Consider the following 20,213-nt stretch of genomic DNA (forward strand, 5'->3'; position numbering starts at 1 on the left):
ACGCTCATCCAGATTGATCTTCCTCGAAGAGGAGGCGCGTGGAAAACAGGCCCCCGCCAGCCGGCATGGCTGGCGCAGGCCAGGTGAGGATAGTGTCCGCTAGGGCACGGTAGGCCTTGGCCGCCGCACTGTCCGGGAAACGTTGCAACAGCGGTTGCTGGGTCCGTACAGCACTGCGCAGGTAAGGGTCCATGGGGATATTCCCCGCATGGCGCAGCTCCAGCTCCAAGTACTGCCGAGCGACCGCCGCCAAACGCGAAAAGAGCTTTTCACCCTCCACCGCATCGCGCACCATGTTGGGAATGATCCAGAAGTTCTGCAGCCCGTGATCCCGCCGCATGACCTTCATGTAAGCGTAGGCATCCGTGATGGACGCTGGCTCATTGGTGACCACGACCAGGACATGGTCAGCAGCCTGGGAAAAGCGCAATACATCCGAGCCAATCCCTGCCGCAAGGTCCAGGATCAGGTAATCATAACGCTTCTCCAACGCGGCAAGGGCGTCCAGTAGCCCAGACTGCTGCCGGACATCCAAGTTGGCCATATCCGCGATCCCACTCGCGGCAGGCAGGATTTCTATTCCCTGCGGACCCGGAAGAATGATCTCCGCCAAGGTCTTCTCCCCCGCCAATACATGCGCAAGGTGGAAGCGCGGGCTCAGACCGAGCAATACATCAATATTGCCCAGGCCAAGATCGGCGTCAAAAAGGAGCGGCCGCTTCCGCCGCGCCGCCAGGGCCAGAGCCAAATTCACGGCGAGGTTGGTTTTGCCCACGCCGCCCTTGCCACTGGCAATCGCCAGAACTCTGCTCAACCCCGTCTGCATGCGCCGCAAACCCTCGGCCTGATCACCCCAGTCGTTCATCGCCATTGGTGGCTCCATCATCTTATGCTTCATGATAGCGGCTGTCTGTCGCCGCGGCGAGGGTGGACGACTGCAGCCCCATGCTGTCCAGCAAGCGCTCCCAATCGAGGGCGTGGATATCCTCGGGGACTTTCTGCCCATCGCTGAGATAGGCCAGTGGCAATTTCCGCGCCGCCAGCCACTCCAGCACCGCACCACAGGCGGGGGCTTCATCGAGCTTGCTGAGGATGGCCGCTCCCAAGGAAAGCTTGGTATAGGGCTGCAAAACCTGATCCAGGCTATATTGTGCGAGACTTGCGGGAAGCAGCAGAAACCGTTGCAGGCCATTCCCGAGTGCATCCAGCCATTGCAGTTGTTCGTCGAGACGCCCGTCGCGCGGACTGAGGCCCATGGTATCGATAAATATCCAGCGGCGCTGATGGTGCTTTTGTAATGCCGTGAGGAGGTCCTCTGGTCCACGCAGCACTTCTACCGGAACCCCAAGAATCTTGGCATAGATGTTGAGCTGTTCCACGCCGGCGATGCGGTAGGTATCACTGGTGAACAGGGCGACACTTTCCGGCCCATGCTGCAGGACTTGCTGCGCAGCAAGCTTGGCGACACTCGTCGTCTTGCCTGCCCCGGTAGGACCGAGAATGGCGAAGATTCCGCCGTCCCCCAACGGATTTGCGAGGGATCCGATCTGCCCCTCCAGCACCTGGCGCATCCCGGCTCGGGCGCCTAGCTCCGCCGTGGCGGATTCCAGTTGTGGCAGGAGCTGAGAGGAAAATCCCAGATTTTTCAACCATTGCGGGTCGCAACTGGGGGCGCTGTTGGCTACCGCCTGCGCTCGCCCCCAGCGTTTTTCGACCAAGGCCTGCAGGGCCTGCAGCTCTTGCCGAACCGGCTCCACAGCTCGCGTGGGCTGCACCCCCTTGCTTTCTCTCTCATCCTCCAGACGCGGCGACTCGGCACGGGGCTTCTCTTCCTGGCGCAAGGCCTGTGGCCAGGTCACCGCCGGCGCCGCGACGGCTTCTTCGTCAAAATCAATGGCAGCGACAATCTCCACCCCCTCGGCGAGATTACGGTTGGAGAGAATCACGGCATCGGCGCCCAAGCTTTGCCGAATCTGCCCCAACACCTCCCGCGTGTTGCTTCCCTGAAATCTGCGAATCTTCATCGTTCATCCATCCTCGCAAAGCCCTTAGGCGCCTAACGTGGCCACTACCCGAATGCGTTTGTTGTCGGGAATTTCGCCGTAGGAAAGTACCCGCAGACGGGGTGCAGCCCGCGCCAGAAACCGCGCCAGGAAGCCGCGCATCGGCCCCATTGCCAAGAGTACAGGCTGCATCCCACCGGCCTCCATCTGCTGCATCAGCGTCCCCGCCTTTTCCAACACCCTCTGTGCCAGGCCAGGCTCGATCTGCTCCCCTTGGCCGTTGCGCAGCCCGTCTTGCAATAACTGTTCCAATGTTGCGTCGAGTACCGCCACCGGGAGCTCGTTCTGCCCCGCAAAGAGATCCTGGACGATGTAAGGCCCCAGGGCCTGCCGCACCGCGGCGGTCAGGGCGTCGATATCCTGACTTTCAGCAGCGTGCTCCGCCAAAGTCTCGACGATGCTGCGCAAATCGCGGATGGGCACCGATTCCCGCAGCAAGTTCTGCAAGATCTTTTTGAATTTGTCGGCAGAGAGAAGCTTGGGGATGACATCTTCCACGAGCTTAGGCGAGCGTACCGCCAGGTGGGAAAGCAAGCCTTCCACCTCTTCCCGCCCCAGGAGCTCGGCCGCACGTTGCTGTAGCACCTGATGCAGGTGCGTCGCGATCACCGTTGCCGGATCCACGACGGTGTAGCCCAACGCTACCGCCTTGTCGCGGGAACTGGCATCGATCCATACCGCGGGCAGACCAAAACTCGGGTCCTGGGTCGGTGTGCCTTCCAACTTGCCGAGCACATTACCGGGATCAATGGCCAAGAGGAGATCGGGCAGGACTTCGCCGCTCGCCACCTCCACCCCCTTCATGGTGACGCGGTAGAGCGTGGGGCGTAGCTCGAGGTTGTCGCGTACGTGTACGGCGGGGACCAGGAAACCGAAGTCCTGGGCATATTTTTTTCGCACCCCGCGAATGCGCGCTAAAAGTTCACCCCCGCTGCCCTTGTCTACCAGGGGGATCAAGCGGTAGCCCAACTCCAGACCGAGGGGATCGACGGGCTCGACGCTATCCCAACCGACTTCCTCCGACTCCGCAGCCGGACTGGGGGCGGTCGCGGTATCTTCTTTTGGGCGCTGACGCCGACGCCACCAGGCAAAGCCACCCAGCACCATCGCCGCCCCCAGGAACGGCAGATGGGGCATGCCCGGAATGATGCCCAACAGTCCGAGAATGATTGCCACCACAATCAAGACCTCATCATTGCGTAACAACTCTCCCAACAACTGTCTGCCCAGGTCGCTGCCCATATTGACCGTACTAACGACGATGCCGGCGGCGATGGAAATGACCAGGGCGGGAATCTGGGCGACTAGGGCGTCGCCAATGCTGAGCAGGGTGTAGTCGTGGGCGGCGGTGTTGAGCGATAGGCCATGTTGCCAGACACCGATGATCAGGCCGCCGATCAGGTTGATGAAAAGGATGAGGATGGCGGCAATGGCATCCCCGCGAACAAATTTGCTGGCACCGTCCATGGCGCCAAAAAAATCCGCTTCCTGGGCGATCTCCTGACGCCGCCGCTGGGCCTCCTGCTGATCGATCAGCCCCGCGTTCAGATCCGCGTCGATGGCCATCTGCTTGCCCGGCATAGCGTCCAAGGTAAAGCGCGCGCTGACCTCCGCGATCCGCCCCGCACCTTTGGTAATCACCACAAAATTGATGATGACCAGGATCGCAAAGACGATAATACCGACGGCATAATCACCACCCACCACAAATGCGCCGAAGGACTCGATCACCACCCCCGCTGCCCCCGGGCCATTCTGACCATGCAACAGGATGATCCGGGCGGCTGCGACATTGAGGGACAGGCGCAGTAAGGTAGTCAGGAGCAGTGCCGTCGGAAAGGCGGAGAACTCCAACGGCCTGGTCATATATAGACTGACCAGGAGGATGATCAGGCCCAGACTGATGTTGAAGGTAAAGAAGGTATCCAAGAGAAAGGTGGGCAGCGGGATGATCAACATCGCCAGGATCATCACCACCAGAATTGGCGCCGCGAGGGTATGCCAATTGATACGGCGCAACAGACGCAGCAGGGCTTCCATCGCTCATCGTCCTCCCTGGTCGAGTTCTGCCGGAACAGACCATTCCTGCGGCAGCTCCGGGATCTGCCCCGGGCGTGCCAGTCGGATCTGGTACAAATAGGAGAGCAACTCCGCTACCGCCCGGTAGAGCTGGGCGGGAATCTGTTGCTCGAGTTCAACGTGGTGATACAAGGCACGTGCGAGCGGCGGGGCCTCCACCAGAGGAACGCCATGCTCGCGCGCGATCTCCCGGATCCTGGCCGCCACCCTGTCCGCCCCCTTGGCCAGCAGAACGGGAGCAGCGTCCTTTCCTTCGTCATAGCGCAGGGCTACCGCATAATGGGTGGGGTTGGTGACCACGACACTGGCCTTAGGCACCGCGGCCATCATGCGCCGCCGCGCCATCTCGCGTTGCAGAGTGCGAATACGGCGCTTGACCTCCGGATTGCCCTCCTGTTCCTTCATTTCGTCCTTCACTTCCTGTTCGGTCATTTTCAGTTTTTCGTTGTAGGACCAAAGCTGAAAGGGGACATCGAAGGCAACGATCAACAAGGTGCTGGCCGCCATGAAGAGAAACAACAGACCGAGCATCGCAAACAGGTGCAGAATGGCCGCCCGCGGATCTTCATCGATCAGACCGAGCAAGGCACGGCGCTGGGCATAGACCAAAGTGGCGCCGACACCGCCAATCACCAACGCCTTGAGCATCGCCTTTACCAGCTCCAGGAGGGCATTGCGGGAGAACAGCCGCTGTAGCCCGGTGAGGGGATTGAGATGGGAAAAGTCGGGAACCAAGGCCTTGCCGCTGAAATTCCACCCGCCCAAGGCCATGCCGGCGAGTAGCACAATCACCGTGAGTATCAGCAAGAAGGGCAAGAGCCAGTGCAAGGCATAGGCCGCCATATGCAGCAGGTGTTGCAGCAGATCGTGCTGGTTCAACATGGTGGCTGAGGACAGGTGCAGCCCAGCATAGAGAAACTGCTGGCTGCCGATATCCAGACGGGTACCGAAGAGATAGAAAACCCCTCCCGCCACCAACAGGACCGCGCTGGTAGAGAGCTCACGAGAGCGCGGCACCTGCCCTTTGCGCCGCGCCTCCTCGATGCGTTTTCCCGTCGCCGCGTGTTGGCGTTCCTGCCCGCTGTCTTCTGCCATCGCTTAGCCTCGCGCCGCCTGCAGCAGCACCTGATTGCTGAGCTGCAGAGAGAGATTCAACAAATGCTGTACCAGTATCGGCATTGCGGGCATCAGCAAGGCCAGGGCGACAAATCCCAAGATGATCAAGAGCGGGAAACCAATGACAAAGAGATTGAGCTGCGGTGCCAATTTGCTCAGCACGCCAAGAGCAATATTGATCAGCAGCAAGGCACCCAAAACCGGCAAAGCGATCGCCAAGCCCAGCGCAAAGACCATCCCCGCTGCCGCCACCAGGCTATGCCAGGCATTGGCGTGCAGCTGCAACTGCGTGCTCACCGGAAAAATCGTAAAACTGCGATCCAGTACCACCAAGGTAAGCAACTGCCCGTTCAGCGCCATGAAGAGCAAGAGAACGATCAGGTTCAGAAAATTGGAAATGGTAGGAATCGCCACCCCGGTTTGCGGATCGAAGAAGGTACTGAAACCCAGACCCATCTGCAGACTGATCACCGAACCAGCAAACTGTACTGCGCTGAAGATCAGGGTCACGGCAAAGCCGATACTGACCCCGATCAGGATCTGTTCCAGCAACAGCAACAAGCCATCACCGGATAGAAACTCCACGGGTGGCATCTCCGGCAAGGCCGGGGTCAGGGCAACACTGAGCAGCACCGCGAGCCCCACGCGTACCTGGATGGGAATCTGGGTGGCGCTGAATACCGGGGCCGTACTGAGAAAGGCCAGGATGCGCACGAAGGGCCAGAAAAAGGCGCCAATCCAATGCTCGATCTGGCTGCTGCTGAGGGCAATCATTGGTTGATCAACTGGGGGATCTGGTGAAACAGATGGGTGGTATAGCTCATCATCAATTGCAGCATCCACGGCCCGGCGATCACCCCGACCAGGGCCAGTACCAGCACCTTGGGGACGAAACTCAGGGTCATTTCATTGATCTGCGTTGCGGCTTGAAAAATGCTGACCAGGACGCCTACCACCAAGGCCACGCCAAGCAAAGGCAGAGAAAGCCAGAGCGCTGTCCAGATGGCGTGCTCGGCAACGCTGATTACACTTCCCGGACTCATTGTCGCCCCCTCCTTAATGAATAAAGCTCTGCACCAGGGAGCCAATCACCAGATCCCAGCCATTGACCAACACAAAAAGCATCAGCTTGAAGGGAAACGAGACGGTGACCGGTGACAGCATCATCATGCCCAATGACATCAATACTGCCGCTACCACCAAGTCAATGATCACAAAGGGGATAAAGATCAGAAAGCCGATCTGAAATCCGGTCTTCAATTCCGAGGTGATGAAGGCGGGGATCAACAGATCCATGGGCGTATCGTCGGGGGCGCGCAATTGCTTGTGGCCGGACAGTTTCACGAACAAGGCGAGGTCGTCCGGACGGGTCTGGGATAGCATGAAGGTTCGTAGCGGTCCTTCGGAGCGCTCCATGGCCTGACTCAGATTGATCTGGTTATTGGCGAGCGGTTGCAGTGCCTCGGTGTTGAGCTTCTGGAATACCGGCGCCATCACAAAAAAGGTCAGGAACAGGGCCAGGCCCACCATCACCTGCGACGGTGGCATCTGGGTCGAGCCGAGGGCCTGTTTGAGCAGGGACAGTACGATGATGATGCGGGTGAAGGCCGTCATCATCAGCAGCATGGCCGGCAAAAATACCAGAACGGACAGAAAGAGCAGGGTCTGAATACTCAGGCTGTACTCCGTGCCGCCACCAGGAGCCGGACTGGCCGTGACGCCAGGCAAACCCGCCGCAACACTTGGACCCGCTAGGAGGAGGACTCCTCCGAGGAAGAGCCCGAGGTGGAAGAAGACGGCTCTTCCCGCACTGAACTTTGTCGATCGTTTTGCCATGTCCCTTGCTTGCGCCTCTCCATTGCTTGCCGCAGCCAGCCGGAAAAGGCTGTACTGCCGGAATCGAGCGGCAGCGGTTCTGTCAGGGCATGCAAGAGGGAGATCCCGGCTGGCGTAGCCCCAAGCAATAACTGCTGCTTGCCGACCTCCACTAGCAAGAGGCGTTCCCGCGCCCCCAACGGCAGGGAGGCGAGCACCCGCATGGGACTGCCTGCGCTTCCCATGCTACCTGGTTGCATGCGTCGGAAGAGCCAAATCAAGGCAAAAAATACCAGCAAGACCAAGATCAGGGCGAAGATCAAACGGAGAATGGCCCAAGAGGAAAAGACGTTGGGCGCAGCCGCTGTGGCAGCGAAGGCAGGCAGCGGCAGGCCAAGCAAAAGAAGAGAGAAATGTCGGAGTCTTGACAGTCGCAACGACGACTCCTTGACAGGCAAGTGCTGCATCAGCGCAACTTCTTTGCCCGCTCCGCCGGACTGATGATATCGGTCAGGCGGATGCCAAACTTGTCGTTGACCAGAACCACCTCACCCTGCGCGATCAGATAACCATTCACCAGGACATCCATCGGTTCACCAGCGAGGCGCTCGAGCTCCACCACGGAGCCCTGCGCCAACTGCAGGAGATTACGGATCTGAATGCGGGTTCGCCCCAGCTCTACCGACAGGGTAACGGGGATATCCTGAATCATGTCGAGGTTGGGGGCATTTTCCCGCCGGCCACTATCCTGCAGGGGCGGCATGGACACCGGCTGCGTCGCAGCACTCTGCGCGGCTGCCGACGGGTCCTCGGCCCCCTGCTCCGCCATGGCCGCTGCCCAATCCGCCATTACATCGTCAGCAGCGTTTTGGCTCGTCGTGTCCTTTTCTTCCTCGGCCATCTTCATTTCTCCCACGCCGCCATGGCGCTCAATCCCTCATCGGTTTCCGGCGCCAACGCATGGTCGAACTGTATCGCATATTTCTCTCCATGGGCACCGTAGCAACCAGAAAAAACCGGAATTCCTTCTACCCGTGCCAAAAGCTGATCGGGTAGTTCAATGGGAATGACGTCACCATCCCGCAACTGCAGAATCTGCGCAACGGTCAATTGCTTGCGCACGAATTCAATCTGCAGCTCGAGTTCCGCTTCCTGCATCTCGGTATTCAGCGATTGAATCCAGCGTTTATCCACTTCCGAACGATCGGCCATGGTACCTGCGGTAAGCTGATCGCGTACCGGTTCGACCATTCCATAGGGCAAACAAATCTGTAACGATCCTGCCCCTGATTCCAGTTCTACCTGAAATTCGGTCGTAATCACCACCTCCGTCGGTGTCGCAATGTTCACGAATTGCGGGTTGACTTCCGAACGTTGCAATTCGGGGGACAAATCAATCACCGGTCGCCAGGCAGTTTTGAAATCCTGCATCGCCATCCCCAGCAGCTTATTGATAATCCTGGTTTCCAGCGGAGTAAAATCGCGGCCTTCGATACGGGCATGGAAACGTCCATCACCACCAAAATAATTGTCGATCACCGAAAAGATCAGGCGCGGATCAAAGACAAAGAGACATAAACCGCGCAATGGTTTTAACTGCACCATATTGATATTGCTTGGCACTACCATACTGCGAATGAATTCGCTGTATTTCACCAGTTTTACCGAGCCAATGGAGATTTCTGCGCTGCGCCGCAAAAAATTGAATAAGCTTACCCGCCACAAGCGGGCAAAACGCTCATTCATCACCTCCAGGGTTGGCATGCGTCCGCGGACGATGCGATCCTGGTTGGCCAGGTCATAGGGGCGAACGCCGCCCTGCTCGATATCCTCCTCGGGAGTAATATCGACCTCGCCTTCGTTCATTCCCTGAAAGAGCGCGTCGACTTCATCCTGACTCAAGATTTGCTGACCCATGCTTCCATTCCTAGACAAAAGTGCTCAGCAAACCCTGATGCACGGTCGCTGAAGGCAACGACGTGATGCCCTCCGCCAGGGTTTCCTCGATCTTCCCGCTCTGCGGCTCATTCCGCCTGCTCCCCGTCCACCCAGAGCTACCCGACCCCACACTCGCCTGGCCAAGCTGCAGACCCATGGCCGCAAAACTTTGCTGCAATTGAGGCACGGCGGCGGCGATTGCCTCGCGCACCTCGGGATGTGCGGACAAAAAGACCGCCGATGCCTGACCGTTCTGGCTGACTCCCAATTGGACCACCAAGGGGCCCAGATGCTCTGGATGGATATGCAGGATCGCCTGTTGCACCCCGCCTTGACTCATCCACTGTAGCCCTTGCCCCAGGGCCTGCCCCCAGGCAGGTTGCTCCTGCAGAGCAGGAGTGAGCTGCAATTGTGCGGGTGCCGCCCCCTGCTGGTTGGACTGCGGCATCTGCACCAAGCTTAGCAGCGGACTTGCACCAGACACGAGGTTGGTACCGGGGTCTGCCAACTTGATCTTTTCCAGATTCTGCCCCTGACCGGGCGACCCGGCTTCCGTTGCCAGCAAGGAGCGAAAGGAAGACTGTGGGAGCGTAACCTGCACGGGCAGATCCGCTGTGGCAGCATGGCCGGGATGCGGATCTGGCATCTGTAGTGTGCCGGCATCCCGTAGCAGCTGCCGAGAGGGCAGAGACTTGTCGCTGTGGGCCAAGACCTCTTTCTCCGCTGTTATTCCAGCCCCCTGGTTTGGATAAGTTGGGAGGAAGCCGAGCACGCTCGTAACGGGCTCGGCAGTGCTGGATTGCTTGCCCTTTTTCTCTCCCTGCTGGTTTGCTCGTGGCGTCAGTTCCTGGGTCGACAAGATCGGCGCGATGGCTCCCGGCGCCGTGCTGGTTGCAGCGGGAGGCGGGACACCGGCGAGCAATTCGGACTGCTGCGCCGCCAACGCGGCCTTATCTCGGACAAGCAACGGTCCACTGTTGGGCGTGCCCGCCGCGGCGGAGCGCGCAGCGGGCTTCTTCCCGGCCGTATCTGTACCCGTCGCGGGACGCTGTACGGATTCCCCAGGCGAGCTCTGCTCTGACGTTTTGTTTGGCCCGCTCAAGGCTGAGTGATCGTCCTTCGCTACAGGTGCTTGCGTGTGCTGCGACAGGATCTGCGCAAAACCACTACGGGCGCCGCTACCACCGGGGTTCGCCGGCGGATTTGTGGAGGCTGCAGGTTCCGGGGTCGCTGGCGCAACGACAGGTAGCATACTCATTGGCTCATCTCCCTATCCATAGCGAATTTCTAGCAAGAATCGGTCCGCCTAGAAACTCGTGCGCATCTGTACGGCGCGCGCCGCCCACGCATCCATCTCCTTTTGCATCCTGCTCAGCTCCGCCAGCTGTTTGGCATCATCCAGACGCTGCAGCAGATGCGCAAAACCATGTTCCTTTGCCTTTGCCATCCGCCACTGCTCCTGCAATCGCAGCAGACGCTGTTCCTGCTCCTGGATCAAGCGCTCCTGCTGCTGTAACACATCCGCCAATTGCTGCAGGAAGCCACGCCAGCGCAGCACCTCCGCACCGGCGATGCCGGCACACTCCCGCGCGGCATAATCTTGCCGGTACTGGCGCAGATACTCCTGCAGCAAGGCGTATTTTTCCTGCAGTTGCTGCAGGAGCCGCTGCTGCGCGAGCAAGGAACGGCGCAGTTCCTGCTCCTGCGTTTGGGCAACATCCTGCAAATACCGTAGGGTACCTTCGCGGCTCACCCTTGCGCCTCGCTTGTGGCAGGCACGACCGGGCCGTCATCGAGCAGCGCGAAGAGCTCGTCTCGCGAGCGCTGCAGGGATACTGATTCGTGCTGATCCTGACGAAGAAATTCCTCAATCCGTGGGTAGAGCCGCACGGCTTGGTCGAGCACCGGGTCCATTCCTGGGGCATAGGCCCCGACCGCAATCAGATCACGTTGCTCGCGATAGCGTCCATACAAGCGCTTCAAGCGCTGCATCGCCTGCATTTGCCGCGCTGAGCCAATGTTGGGCATCACCCGGCTGATGGAAGCTTCCAGATCAATGGCCGGATAATGTCCCTGCTCCGCCAAGGAACGGGACAACACGATATGCCCATCGAGAACGGCTCGGGCACTGTCAGCGATAGGGTCCTGCTGATCATCCCCCTCCATCAGAACCGTATAAAATGCGGTAATACTCCCGCCATCCCGATCACCATTGCCTGCTCGCTCCACCAAGGCCGGCAAACGGGCAAATACCGAGGGCGGATAGCCGCGCACTGCGGGGGGTTCGCCAACCGCCAGGGCAATCTCTCGCTGCGCCATGGCATAGCGGGTGAGGGAGTCCATCAAGAGCAGCACCTGCTGACCGCGATCGCGATAATACTCGGCGATAGCGGTGCACAAATGGGCACCGCGAACTCGGGTGAGCGCCGGCGCATCGGCCGGGGCGGCAACCACCACCGAACGGCGCCGACCCGCTTCGCCCAGGATATCCTCGATAAACTCCTGCACTTCTCGCCCGCGTTCACCAATCAGGCCAACGACGATGACGTCGGCCTCGGTATTGCGCGCCATCATTCCCAGGAGCACGCTCTTGCCCACGCCGCTGCCGGCGAACAATCCCATCCGTGCACCACGGCCAACGGTAAACAACGCATTGATTGCACGCACTCCAACATCCAGGCTCTGGCGAATGGGAGCGCGGGAAAGCGGGTTGATGGCCTTGCCCGTCAGCGAGACGGCTTCCGCATCCACAATCGGCCCCTGCCCATCGATGGGCGAACCCTGCCCGTCGACAACACGCCCCAGCATGGCGAGACTCGCGATTCCTTGGGCTTCCCCAGCCAGCGCTTGAATGCGCGCGCCCGGCGCCACCCCATGCAGGTCACCAGCCGCCATCAGCTGCAGGCGATCGTCGCGAAAGCCGACGACTTCTGCGTCTACCGAGCGACCTTGGGCGGCACGTACCTGACAGCGGGTGCCGATACCGACGGCGAGACCCTCGGCCTCCAAGACCAGACCGACAATGCGCAAGAGGCGGCCACTGGGCAGAAGGGGCGCCGGACGCTCCGGCAAGCGCTGGCGCAGCTGACGCAGATGCGCCTCCCAGCGATCCTGCGGGAGAGACGCAAGGCTCATACTTCAACCCCAGCAAAGAGGGTATCCAAAACTTGGCGCCAACGCGTCGCGAGGCGCAGGTCGAGCTCCGTCGCTGACGCCTCAGAGCGCTCCTGCCAGCGACGATCCGGACGCAGAGTAGCAGCATCCAGGCCGGTCTGTACGATCAGCGAACCACGCTCTAGGGTATCATCTGCCTCGCACAACACCCCTGCTTTGGCAAGCTCGGGCATTTGCTCGGCAATCAACTGGCAGTCTTGTGGATGTAAACGCAGAATCGGCGCCCCGCTGCCGATAGGAACGGCTGCCAGGGCCTCACGGACCAATGGCAGAAGGAGCTCGGGGCGAGCCTGTAATTCCTGCCGGATGACTTGCTTGGCAATTTCCAGAGATAGCGTGAGCAGGGCCTGCTCTACCCCGGCGCTGAAACGCTGGATCGGCTCCGCCAACTCCTGCACGAGGCGCTGGAAGCTGGCAATATCCGCACTGGCGGCCTGCAAACCCTCCTCCCGACCGGCAAGCAGCCCCGCCGCATGCCCGCGCTGCCGTCCCTCTTCCTCCGCCCGCGCGACCATCTGCTGGAATTCTTCTGCGGTCGGCAAACGGACATCCTGCACTGCGAGTTCTTCTCCCGCCTCCACCGCCGGTGGCGGCTCTTCGGCTGCGACCGGCTGGCCGAAGGCGCGTACCGGCGGCAACTGCCAGCGCTGTACTTGGGAGATCTGCTCGCGCTGGATGATTTCCGCATCGCTACTCGGCATTTACAGCATCTCCTCGCCGCCACCAGTCAAGTTGATCTGACCGGCTGCATCCAGGCGCTGCGCGACCTGCAGGATGGACTTCTGTGCCGACTCGACCTCACTGAGGCGTACCGGACCCTTGGCGTCGAGGTCGTCACGCAGCATCTCGGCGGCACGCTTCGACATGTTAGAAAAAAACTTTTCCCGCAATGGTCCCGGTGCCCCCTTCAGGGCCACAACCAGGCCATCCGACGGCACCTCACGCAGCAGGACCTGCAGACTGCGATCATCGAGCTTGGCGAGATCATCGAAAACGAACATCTTTTCCTGAACTTTTTCAGCAAGCTCTGGTTCGGACTCGCGAATCTGCTCAAGGATGCTCCCCGATCGGCTCGTCTCCAGGCGATTGAGGATCTCGGCTGCCGCCTTGGGACCACCCAAGGTCGCCACCTGTAGCGACTGCGAATCGCCGGAAATCTGCTCTTCCAGAATTTCGTTGAGTTCACGAATGGCGCCGGGCTGCACGGTTTCCAGGCTGGCAAGGCGCATCATGGCCTCACCAACGGTTCGCTCCGGCAAAAAATGAATTACCTCGCTGGCCTGCTCCGGCTCCATGTAGGCCAGGATCATGGCCAGTACCTGCGGGTGTTCGAGCTTGATCAAATCGGCGACGGAACGGGCATCCATCCATTTCAGATTTTCCAGCCCGTTGGCTTCGCCGCCATGCAGAATCCGGTCGATGATCGAGCCCGCCTTGTCGCCGAGGGCCTTGGTGAGCATGCTCCGAATGTACTGGTCACTTCCGATCCCCAGCGAAGTCTGATGTTCCAGGCGGGCGCGGAAATCGGACAGTACGGTGCGCGCCTGATCAGTACTGACCTGTGCCATTTTTGCCATGGTGGCACCGAGTTTTTGCACTTCGCGCGGACCAAGGTGGCGCATCACCTCAGCGGCCTCATCCTCTCCCAAACTGAGGAGCAGGATGGCGCTGCGCTCCATGCCATTGAGATCAGCTCCCGTGCTCACCGTTCAACCATTCCTTGACGACTTGAGCGGCGCGGGCAGGATCCTGCATCACCAACTGCCGCGCCACATACAGATCTGTCTTGAGCGGATCCGCTGGCAGCTCCACCTCTTCCTCTCCCGACATCGCGCTCGCTGCGCCCCTACCATATCCCGGAACCTGTCCTTCCTGACCCTGCACCGCAACTCCAGAAGCTGCCGACATCGCCTGCTGGCGTTCCTGGCGCTCGCGCAACAACCGCAAGACGGGTTTGATCAGGCCGAGGAAGAGCAAGAAGGCAAGCAGGAGGATGGCAAGATAGCGCAGCGCCCCATGCGCAAGGCTCAAGAACCACGACTGTTGCCACCAGGGTAGGACCGCGTTCTCCTGACTGCTCGCAAAGGGCATCTGTACGACTTTCACCGAATCGCCCCGCTTGGCATCATAACCGATGCTCTCCTCCACCAATTGTTGGATCTGCTGGATCTGCGCACTGGGCAACGCGGCAAACTGCTTATCTGTTCCACCCGGTAGCGGCTTTTCATCAATCAGCACCGCCACGGAAATCCGCTTGACCGAGCCTACCGGACTGACCGTGTGCGTAATCGTCTTGTCGACATCATAGTTGGTGGTGGTGCCGCTGCTACTCTGGGTAGGCGCCAGGCTTTTCAGCGTCGGAGCCAGGGCGATCAGCCCGGCCGGTGACAAGGTGGAGACCGTCGGCGCGCTCAGCGGCGCGATCGCTACCCCCGGAGGCTGGTTCGAAAGGGCGCCCGGAACACCATAGGGTCCCTCACCGCCGGTGCTGCTACTGCTGTGCACCTGCTGGCTGAGCACCTGATTCTTGCCATAGGTCACCGAACTGCTCTCGCTCTTAGCAAAATCAACGTCGGTAGAGACAGCTACATGCACGCCATTATTCCCGACGATTGGCGCGATGATCGCCTCGATGCGCTTTTGGTATTCGGCGTCAATGGCCTGCTGGTAGGCGAATTGCGCTGGCTGCAGGCCCAGGGACTGTTCCGCATGACTACTGAGCAAATCCCCATGTTGGTCGACTATGGTAACGTTTTTGTCTTCCAGGCCTGGCACACTGGCCGCCACCAGATGGAGGATTCCCGCCACCTGGGCGGCAGAAAGTTGCCGTCCCGGATACAAGGTGAGCATGACCGAGGCCGTCGGCTTCTGCTCCTGATCCAGGAAGACCGATGGTTTTGGAATTGCCAGCTGCACGCGTGCATGCTCGACTTCGCTCAGGGAGGAAATGGTGCGCTCCAGCGAACCCTCCAAGGCACGCTGGTAATTCACATGTTCGACGAAATCGCTGGTGCCCATGGGCTCGTGGTCGAGCAGCTCAAAGCCCACGCTATCGCCATGCGGCAATCCGGCAGCGGCGAGTTTCATGCGCGTGCTGTAGACCACATCGCTGGGCACCGTGATGACTGTGCCGCCATCACCGATGCGGAAGGGGACATTCAGCTTTTGCAGTTGGGCAATGACCTGCCCACCATCCCGATTAGAAAGCCCTGCATAGAGCACCTGATAGCTGGAGGAACCATGCCAAAGTGCTGCCACCAGCAAAACGGCAAGAACGGCAGCACCAGCCACAAGAAAGGCGAAGCGACGATTCGCTGGCATCGCCTGCCAGTGCTGTTGCCATTGCCGCGGATCGAGGCGCACGCCAGGCGAGGTCAGGGCTTCATCGGCCATAGGATTTCACTCCCCGCGACTCAGGCAGAGATGTTCATGATGTCCTGGTAGGCCGAAACCAGCTTGTTGCGTACCTGGAGCATGGTTTGAAAGGAGAGATCTGCCTTCTGGGAGGCGACCATGACCTGACTCAGACTGACCCCGGGATCGCCACTCGCAAACTGATTTTGCAGGGTATTCGCGGAACTCTGCTGAGCATTTACGCCATCCACCATTTTTTTCAGGGTGTCGGCAAAGTCGCCCACTCCGCCCGTACCCTGAGGATTGGTTTTCAATCCCTGCGCCTGCTCGCTCAGGGCTCGTAACTGACTGAGAAGGCTATCCAGCGACTCTACACTGCTCATGACCCTATCCTTCCTGGGAGTGCTTTCCCAACATGAAGCAATATCCAGGCCAAACTATCGAAGATCGAAGCCCAGCTCACGCAAGCGCTGCAGCTTATGCCGTAAGGTACGCGCGCTGATTCCCAGCAATTCTGCTGCCGCAGCGCGGGAACCACCGCTTTTGGCCAAGGCATCGACAATCAACTCGCGTTCATACTGCTCCTTTTGCGCGCCCAATGCCAATTCCTGCGCAGATGGCCGTGGATCCTCCCGGGTCATCCGCTCTGCCGCGAAGCCCGGCAAATCGAGGTCCTGTGCCTGAATTTCGTCACCGTCCGCCAAAATCAAGGCACGTTGCAACGCATTTTGTAGTTCCCGCACATTGCCGGGCCACGGATAGCTACACAAGGCCTGTTCTGCCTGGGCAGACAAAGTACTGTGACGGACCGCCAAGGTATTTGCCGCCTCACGCAAGAGGAAATGGGCCAAGGGCAGAATATCTTCCCGGCGCTCGCGCAGGGCCGGAATCTGGATCGGGAAGACCTGCAAACGATAAAAGAGATCGGCACGAAACTGTCCACTCTTGACCGCCTCGTCGAGGTCACGGTTGCTGGTGGCAAGCACCCGGATATCCAGCGCAATTGTTCGCTGGCCACCGACCCGCTCCAGTTCTCGCTCCTGCAATACCCGCAATAATTTTGCCTGCAGTGGGAGAGGCATTTCCGTAACCTCATCCAGCAACAGCGTACCACCCTGCGCTTGCTCGAATTTGCCCGGGCTGGCCTGGGTAGCACCAGTAAAAGCGCCCTTCTCATGCCCAAACAGGGTCGCTTCCAGCAGAGTTTCCGGGATGGCAGCACAGTTCACCGCCACGAAGGGACCCTTGGCACGCGGACTGTGACGATGCAGATAGCGCGCCAGGACTTCCTTGCCAACGCCACTTTCGCCGGTCAGCAGGACGGTAGCATCACTGCGGGCAACCTTATCGGCACGTTCCAGACATTGCCGCATCCGCGCTGCCTCGGCAATCATTTCACCATTCCAGCTACCGAGGGGCGCCAGATGTTTGCGCAGCTTTTGCTCCAGGTCGTTCATTTCGAAAGGCTTGACGAGATAGTCTACGGCACCGCCCTGTAGGGCACGCACCGCCTCTTCGATCGTCCCCCAAGCCGTCATCATCAATACCGGCGGCGCATCCCGCCGCTCGCGCAGCGTGGCGAGCAAGGCGTAACCATCCATAGGTTGCATCTGCACATCGCTGAGGATCAGATCGGCAGCATAGTGCTGCAACTGGGTCAAAGCCGCCTCGCCGTCCGGCGCATGCTGAACCTGATAGCCGCGATCCTCCAACGCCTCTTGCAAGGCCTCGGCAAAATCCGGGTCATCTTCCACCAAGAGGATGCGGTAACGGGCGGGGTCGATTTTCATGGATTCTCCTGCCGACTCGCCAGGGGTTGAGGCACCCGTGCCAGCGGCACCTGAAGAACAAAACACGCCCCCGGATGGGCGTCTTCGACCTGTAATTCCCCACCCATGCTGGTGACGAAATTGCGCGCAATGCTCAAGCCCAAGCCCGTACCTTCCCGACGCATACTCACGAAAGGCTGAAAAATGCGCTCCCGTTCCCCTTCCGGCACACCAGGACCCGCATCCGTAACCCGCAGCACCCAGAGCTCGGCCTGCCGCGAAGCAAGTGCAGATACGACACTGGCTTGCGGGGCAAAACTCAAGGCATTGTGCAACAGGTTCCCAATCACACTCACCCAAACGTCGGCCGTTCCCGCCAAAATCCAGTCATCCTCGCCAAGAGCCATCTGCAGTTCGACGTTTTTTTGACGGGCCAGGGGAACAAAGATCCGCTCCAGGCCGGCAGCAATTTCTCCCACGCGCACCAGGCTATCGTTTGTGGGTACCGAGCCGCGCAGAAATTGCAACATCGCGTCGATGATCCCCTGCAGATGCCGCAGCCGATCCAGGGCACGCACCTGTTGCCGCTGAAAATGCGCGGCGTCCCGCTCTGGCTGTAACTGTCCAACCGCCAGTAGTGCTGTAGCCAGCGGGGTCCGCAGTTGATGTGCAAGTCCCGCCATGGTTTCCCCCAGGGCGGCCAGTCGTTCGCGGCGCTGACTGGCTTCCTCACGCTCCCGAGCAACCGTCACATCCTGCAGCAACAAGACTCTGCCCCCCTCACCAGCGAGGGGAGTCACGGCGATGGCCAGACGACGGCGACCTGCACTGTCCTCCAGCAGGCCATCGGTTCCGCCTTCCTGCAGAGTCAAACCGGGCAGATCCGGCCAGGTCCAACGCCGCTCCTGGGTGCCCAGCAAGCGCTCGGCGGCAGGATTCATTTGCAGGATCTTGCCCTCGGGGTCCAAAAGCAGCACGGCACCGGGCAGCATTTCCAGAAGCATCGCCAGCCGCTGCCCCAGTGCCTCCTTGGCCAGCAGCTCCTCCCGCAACCGCTGATTCGCAGCCGCCAACTCACTATTCAGTCGGTGCACCTCTGCCTGCAAGGTGCCGTAGGCGTCACTCAATTCCCGCGAGGCGTTGTTGAACAACTCGAAGGCTTCGAGCAGCCGGGCGGTATCCTGTGGGCTCGGGCTGTTGGACACGGGCAGAGTCACTCGCGACCTGGCTGAATGGCGTATTTCCGTAATTTTTCCACCAGGGTGGTGCGGCGCAGGCCGAGGCGCTCTGCAGCCCGCGCAACCACCTGATCGCAGAGCTCGAGCGCCTGCAGAATCAAGGATCGCTCAATTTCCTCGAGGTAATTTTTCAGATCAAAAGGGCTATCGGGCAGTAGATGCCCGTCTGTTGCGGCCACAGGAAGATCTTCCGCCACCCCTTCGCCGTCGTCCATGGCCCACACGCTACGCAGCGCATCCTGCTCGTCACCCCCACCCATCTGCGCACAGGCCAGCTGCAGTGGGAGATCGATCATGCGGACTTCTTCGCCCGCGCGCAGAATGCTCAGGCGCTCGACCAGATTTTGCAGCTCCCGGACATTCCCCGGCCAGAGATATTCGCGCATTGCCTGCTTTACCTCGAGGGAAAGCATAAAGGGCGCGAAGCCCTCCTTTTCGCGCTGCCGCACAAAATGTTCCATGAGCAGGAAAATATCGTCGCCACGCTGCCGCAACGGTGGTAGATCCACGGGAAAAACATTCAAACGATAGTACAGATCCTCACGGAACAAGCCATCCCGAATTCGCTCACCAAGATCCCGATGGGTAGCGGCGATGACGCGCACATTCGCCACCTGTGCCTTACTCCCACCAACCCGCTCGTACTGGCGTTCCTGCAACACGCGGAGCAATTTCACCTGCATCGGCGGCGTCATTTCGGCCACTTCATCCAGAAAGAGGGTGCCCCCTTCTGCCTGCTCGAAACGTCCTTTACGCGTCAGCAGTGCGCCGGTGAATGCCCCTTTTTCATGGCCAAAGAGCTCGCTTTCCATCAGTTCTGCGGGAATGGCACCACAGTTGATCGCGACGAAAGGGCCATCGGCGCGGGCGGAATGCTGATGCAGACACTGCGCCACGACTTCCTTGCCGGTTCCGGATTCTCCGAGAATCAATACCGTACTATCAGTGCCAGCGACTCTACCCAAGAGTTGGGTCACATTGCGTAGTGCTTCACTCTGTCCAATCAGGCCACAGCGTTCCCGGGACAGGGCGCGGCGATCGGCATAATTCTGGGATGCGTTGTTGTCGACGACGCTGGCCATGCAGCTCCTTAGTTTTTGCGAATCGACGCGGACTCGCGTAAACGCGCAATTTCTCGCCGATGATGACGAAAAATTAGTCGATCTAGCAGTTCTTGCACTGTCGGACTCAAGTGAAAACGCAACTGCCATTGGGGGATGGTCGATTCTCCCGGAATGCGCTCAAACCCTTCGCCGGGCAGCAGGAGAGGCAGTGCGAGACCGGGGCGAAGAAACAGTGCGGCACAAGAGAATGGCTCGAGTGGATGTACGTCCTCCGGCAGTTGCAACTGCAGGGAATCGCCGCGCAGGGCGCAAGGGTACCGGGGAGGCAGTGGTTCGCGCGCGCGAATGCCCGCGCTCAACAACGTCAACAAAAGATCGGTTTTGATCTGCAGGTGGGCGAGGGTCGAGCGATCGTCCTCCTCACTGCCACTGCGTTCCTCATCCCAGACCAGCAAGGCCCGCAAGAGAGTAACGTTATCGTCCATGAAATTGGCAAATTCGTCTCCCTGTCCTGACCACGGCCGAATCTCGACAGGCAGAGTAGCGGCAAGGACCACAGCAGATCCGTCCATGTTCTCTCTCCAGTTTCGAGAGAGAATAAAG

Annotated in this window: 21 protein-coding genes; all 21 read right to left on the reverse strand. The window is 59.9% G+C overall.

Annotated features, from left to right (window positions below):
- Positions 1 to 4: 4 nt before the first annotated feature.
- The 21 genes from M5D89_RS12600 to M5D89_RS12700 are packed head-to-tail and all read right to left on the reverse strand — an operon-like array spanning position 5 to position 20,182.
- Positions 5 to 871: a MinD/ParA family protein gene (locus tag M5D89_RS12600; protein ID WP_248886147.1), complete on the reverse strand. Its 867-nt coding sequence runs from the start codon at positions 869 to 871 to the stop codon at positions 5 to 7.
- 16 nt (positions 872 to 887) lie between these two features.
- A complete protein-coding gene (flhF, locus tag M5D89_RS12605; protein ID WP_248886148.1) occupies positions 888 to 2,024 on the reverse strand; it encodes a flagellar biosynthesis GTPase FlhF in 1,137 nt (378 codons plus the stop codon).
- Positions 2,025 to 2,048: 24 nt separating this feature from the next.
- Positions 2,049 to 4,103: a flagellar biosynthesis protein FlhA gene (gene flhA / locus M5D89_RS12610; protein ID WP_248886149.1), complete on the reverse strand. Its 2,055-nt coding sequence runs from the start codon at positions 4,101 to 4,103 to the stop codon at positions 2,049 to 2,051.
- 3 nt (positions 4,104 to 4,106) lie between these two features.
- A complete protein-coding gene (flhB, locus tag M5D89_RS12615) occupies positions 4,107 to 5,237 on the reverse strand; it encodes a flagellar biosynthesis protein FlhB (RefSeq protein WP_248886150.1) in 1,131 nt (376 codons plus the stop codon).
- Positions 5,238 to 5,240: 3 nt separating this feature from the next.
- Positions 5,241 to 6,032, reverse strand: a complete 792-nt coding sequence (gene fliR / locus M5D89_RS12620; protein WP_248886151.1) for a flagellar biosynthetic protein FliR — start codon at positions 6,030 to 6,032, stop codon at positions 5,241 to 5,243.
- Complete coding sequence (gene fliQ, locus M5D89_RS12625; RefSeq protein ID WP_248886152.1) at positions 6,029 to 6,301, reverse strand: flagellar biosynthesis protein FliQ; 273 nt, start codon at positions 6,299 to 6,301, stop codon at positions 6,029 to 6,031. Before fliQ ends, fliR begins: the two co-directional genes overlap by 4 nt.
- Positions 6,302 to 6,314: 13 nt before the next feature.
- Positions 6,315 to 6,986: a flagellar type III secretion system pore protein FliP gene (gene fliP / locus M5D89_RS12630; protein WP_248886153.1), complete on the reverse strand. Its 672-nt coding sequence runs from the start codon at positions 6,984 to 6,986 to the stop codon at positions 6,315 to 6,317.
- A gap of 23 nt (positions 6,987 to 7,009) precedes the next feature.
- The gene (fliO, locus tag M5D89_RS12635; protein WP_248886154.1) at positions 7,010 to 7,540 is read right to left on the reverse strand and encodes a flagellar biosynthetic protein FliO; all 531 of its coding nucleotides are present in this window, start codon (positions 7,538 to 7,540) and stop codon (positions 7,010 to 7,012) included.
- A complete protein-coding gene (gene fliN, locus M5D89_RS12640; RefSeq protein WP_248886155.1) occupies positions 7,540 to 7,974 on the reverse strand; it encodes a flagellar motor switch protein FliN in 435 nt (144 codons plus the stop codon). The genes fliO and fliN overlap by 1 nt, the downstream gene beginning before the upstream one ends.
- 2 nt (positions 7,975 to 7,976) lie before the next feature.
- Entirely contained in the window at positions 7,977 to 8,990 is a 1,014-nt protein-coding gene (gene fliM / locus M5D89_RS12645; protein WP_248886156.1) for a flagellar motor switch protein FliM, read from the reverse strand.
- A 10-nt stretch (positions 8,991 to 9,000) separates the two neighbouring features.
- On the reverse strand, positions 9,001 to 10,269 hold the full coding sequence (locus tag M5D89_RS12650) for a flagellar hook-length control protein FliK (protein WP_248886157.1): 1,269 nt from the start codon (positions 10,267 to 10,269) through the stop codon (positions 9,001 to 9,003).
- 48 nt (positions 10,270 to 10,317) lie between these two features.
- Positions 10,318 to 10,764, reverse strand: coding sequence for a flagellar FliJ family protein (locus tag M5D89_RS12655; protein WP_248886158.1), 447 nt, complete (start codon positions 10,762 to 10,764; stop codon positions 10,318 to 10,320).
- Entirely contained in the window at positions 10,761 to 12,146 is a 1,386-nt protein-coding gene (gene fliI, locus M5D89_RS12660; protein ID WP_248886159.1) for a flagellar protein export ATPase FliI, read from the reverse strand. The genes M5D89_RS12655 and fliI overlap by 4 nt, the downstream gene beginning before the upstream one ends.
- Positions 12,143 to 12,886, reverse strand: coding sequence for a flagellar assembly protein FliH (locus M5D89_RS12665; RefSeq protein ID WP_248886160.1), 744 nt, complete (start codon positions 12,884 to 12,886; stop codon positions 12,143 to 12,145). The genes fliI and M5D89_RS12665 overlap by 4 nt, the downstream gene beginning before the upstream one ends.
- Positions 12,887 to 13,891: a flagellar motor switch protein FliG gene (fliG, locus tag M5D89_RS12670; protein WP_248886161.1), complete on the reverse strand. Its 1,005-nt coding sequence runs from the start codon at positions 13,889 to 13,891 to the stop codon at positions 12,887 to 12,889.
- Positions 13,875 to 15,578, reverse strand: coding sequence for a flagellar basal-body MS-ring/collar protein FliF (gene fliF / locus M5D89_RS12675; RefSeq protein WP_248886162.1), 1,704 nt, complete (start codon positions 15,576 to 15,578; stop codon positions 13,875 to 13,877). The genes fliG and fliF overlap by 17 nt, the downstream gene beginning before the upstream one ends.
- Before the next feature lie 20 nt (positions 15,579 to 15,598).
- The gene (fliE, locus tag M5D89_RS12680; RefSeq protein ID WP_248886163.1) at positions 15,599 to 15,922 is read right to left on the reverse strand and encodes a flagellar hook-basal body complex protein FliE; all 324 of its coding nucleotides are present in this window, start codon (positions 15,920 to 15,922) and stop codon (positions 15,599 to 15,601) included.
- Between the two features lie 54 nt (positions 15,923 to 15,976).
- Positions 15,977 to 17,329 (reverse strand): sigma-54-dependent transcriptional regulator, encoded by a 1,353-nt coding sequence (locus M5D89_RS12685; protein ID WP_248886164.1) that lies wholly within the window; start codon positions 17,327 to 17,329, stop codon positions 15,977 to 15,979.
- On the reverse strand, positions 17,326 to 18,513 hold the full coding sequence (locus tag M5D89_RS12690; RefSeq protein ID WP_248886165.1) for a sensor histidine kinase: 1,188 nt from the start codon (positions 18,511 to 18,513) through the stop codon (positions 17,326 to 17,328). The genes M5D89_RS12685 and M5D89_RS12690 overlap by 4 nt, the downstream gene beginning before the upstream one ends.
- 8 nt (positions 18,514 to 18,521) lie before the next feature.
- The gene (locus tag M5D89_RS12695) at positions 18,522 to 19,628 is read right to left on the reverse strand and encodes a sigma-54 interaction domain-containing protein (RefSeq protein WP_248886166.1); all 1,107 of its coding nucleotides are present in this window, start codon (positions 19,626 to 19,628) and stop codon (positions 18,522 to 18,524) included.
- An 8-nt stretch (positions 19,629 to 19,636) separates the two neighbouring features.
- Positions 19,637 to 20,182, reverse strand: a complete 546-nt coding sequence (locus M5D89_RS12700; RefSeq protein ID WP_248886167.1) for a PilZ domain-containing protein — start codon at positions 20,180 to 20,182, stop codon at positions 19,637 to 19,639.
- Positions 20,183 to 20,213 lie beyond the last annotated feature (31 nt).

Source organism: Acidithiobacillus acidisediminis, from assembly GCF_023277115.1.
GTDB classification, from domain to species: Bacteria; Pseudomonadota; Gammaproteobacteria; order Acidithiobacillales; family Acidithiobacillaceae; genus Igneacidithiobacillus; species Igneacidithiobacillus acidisediminis.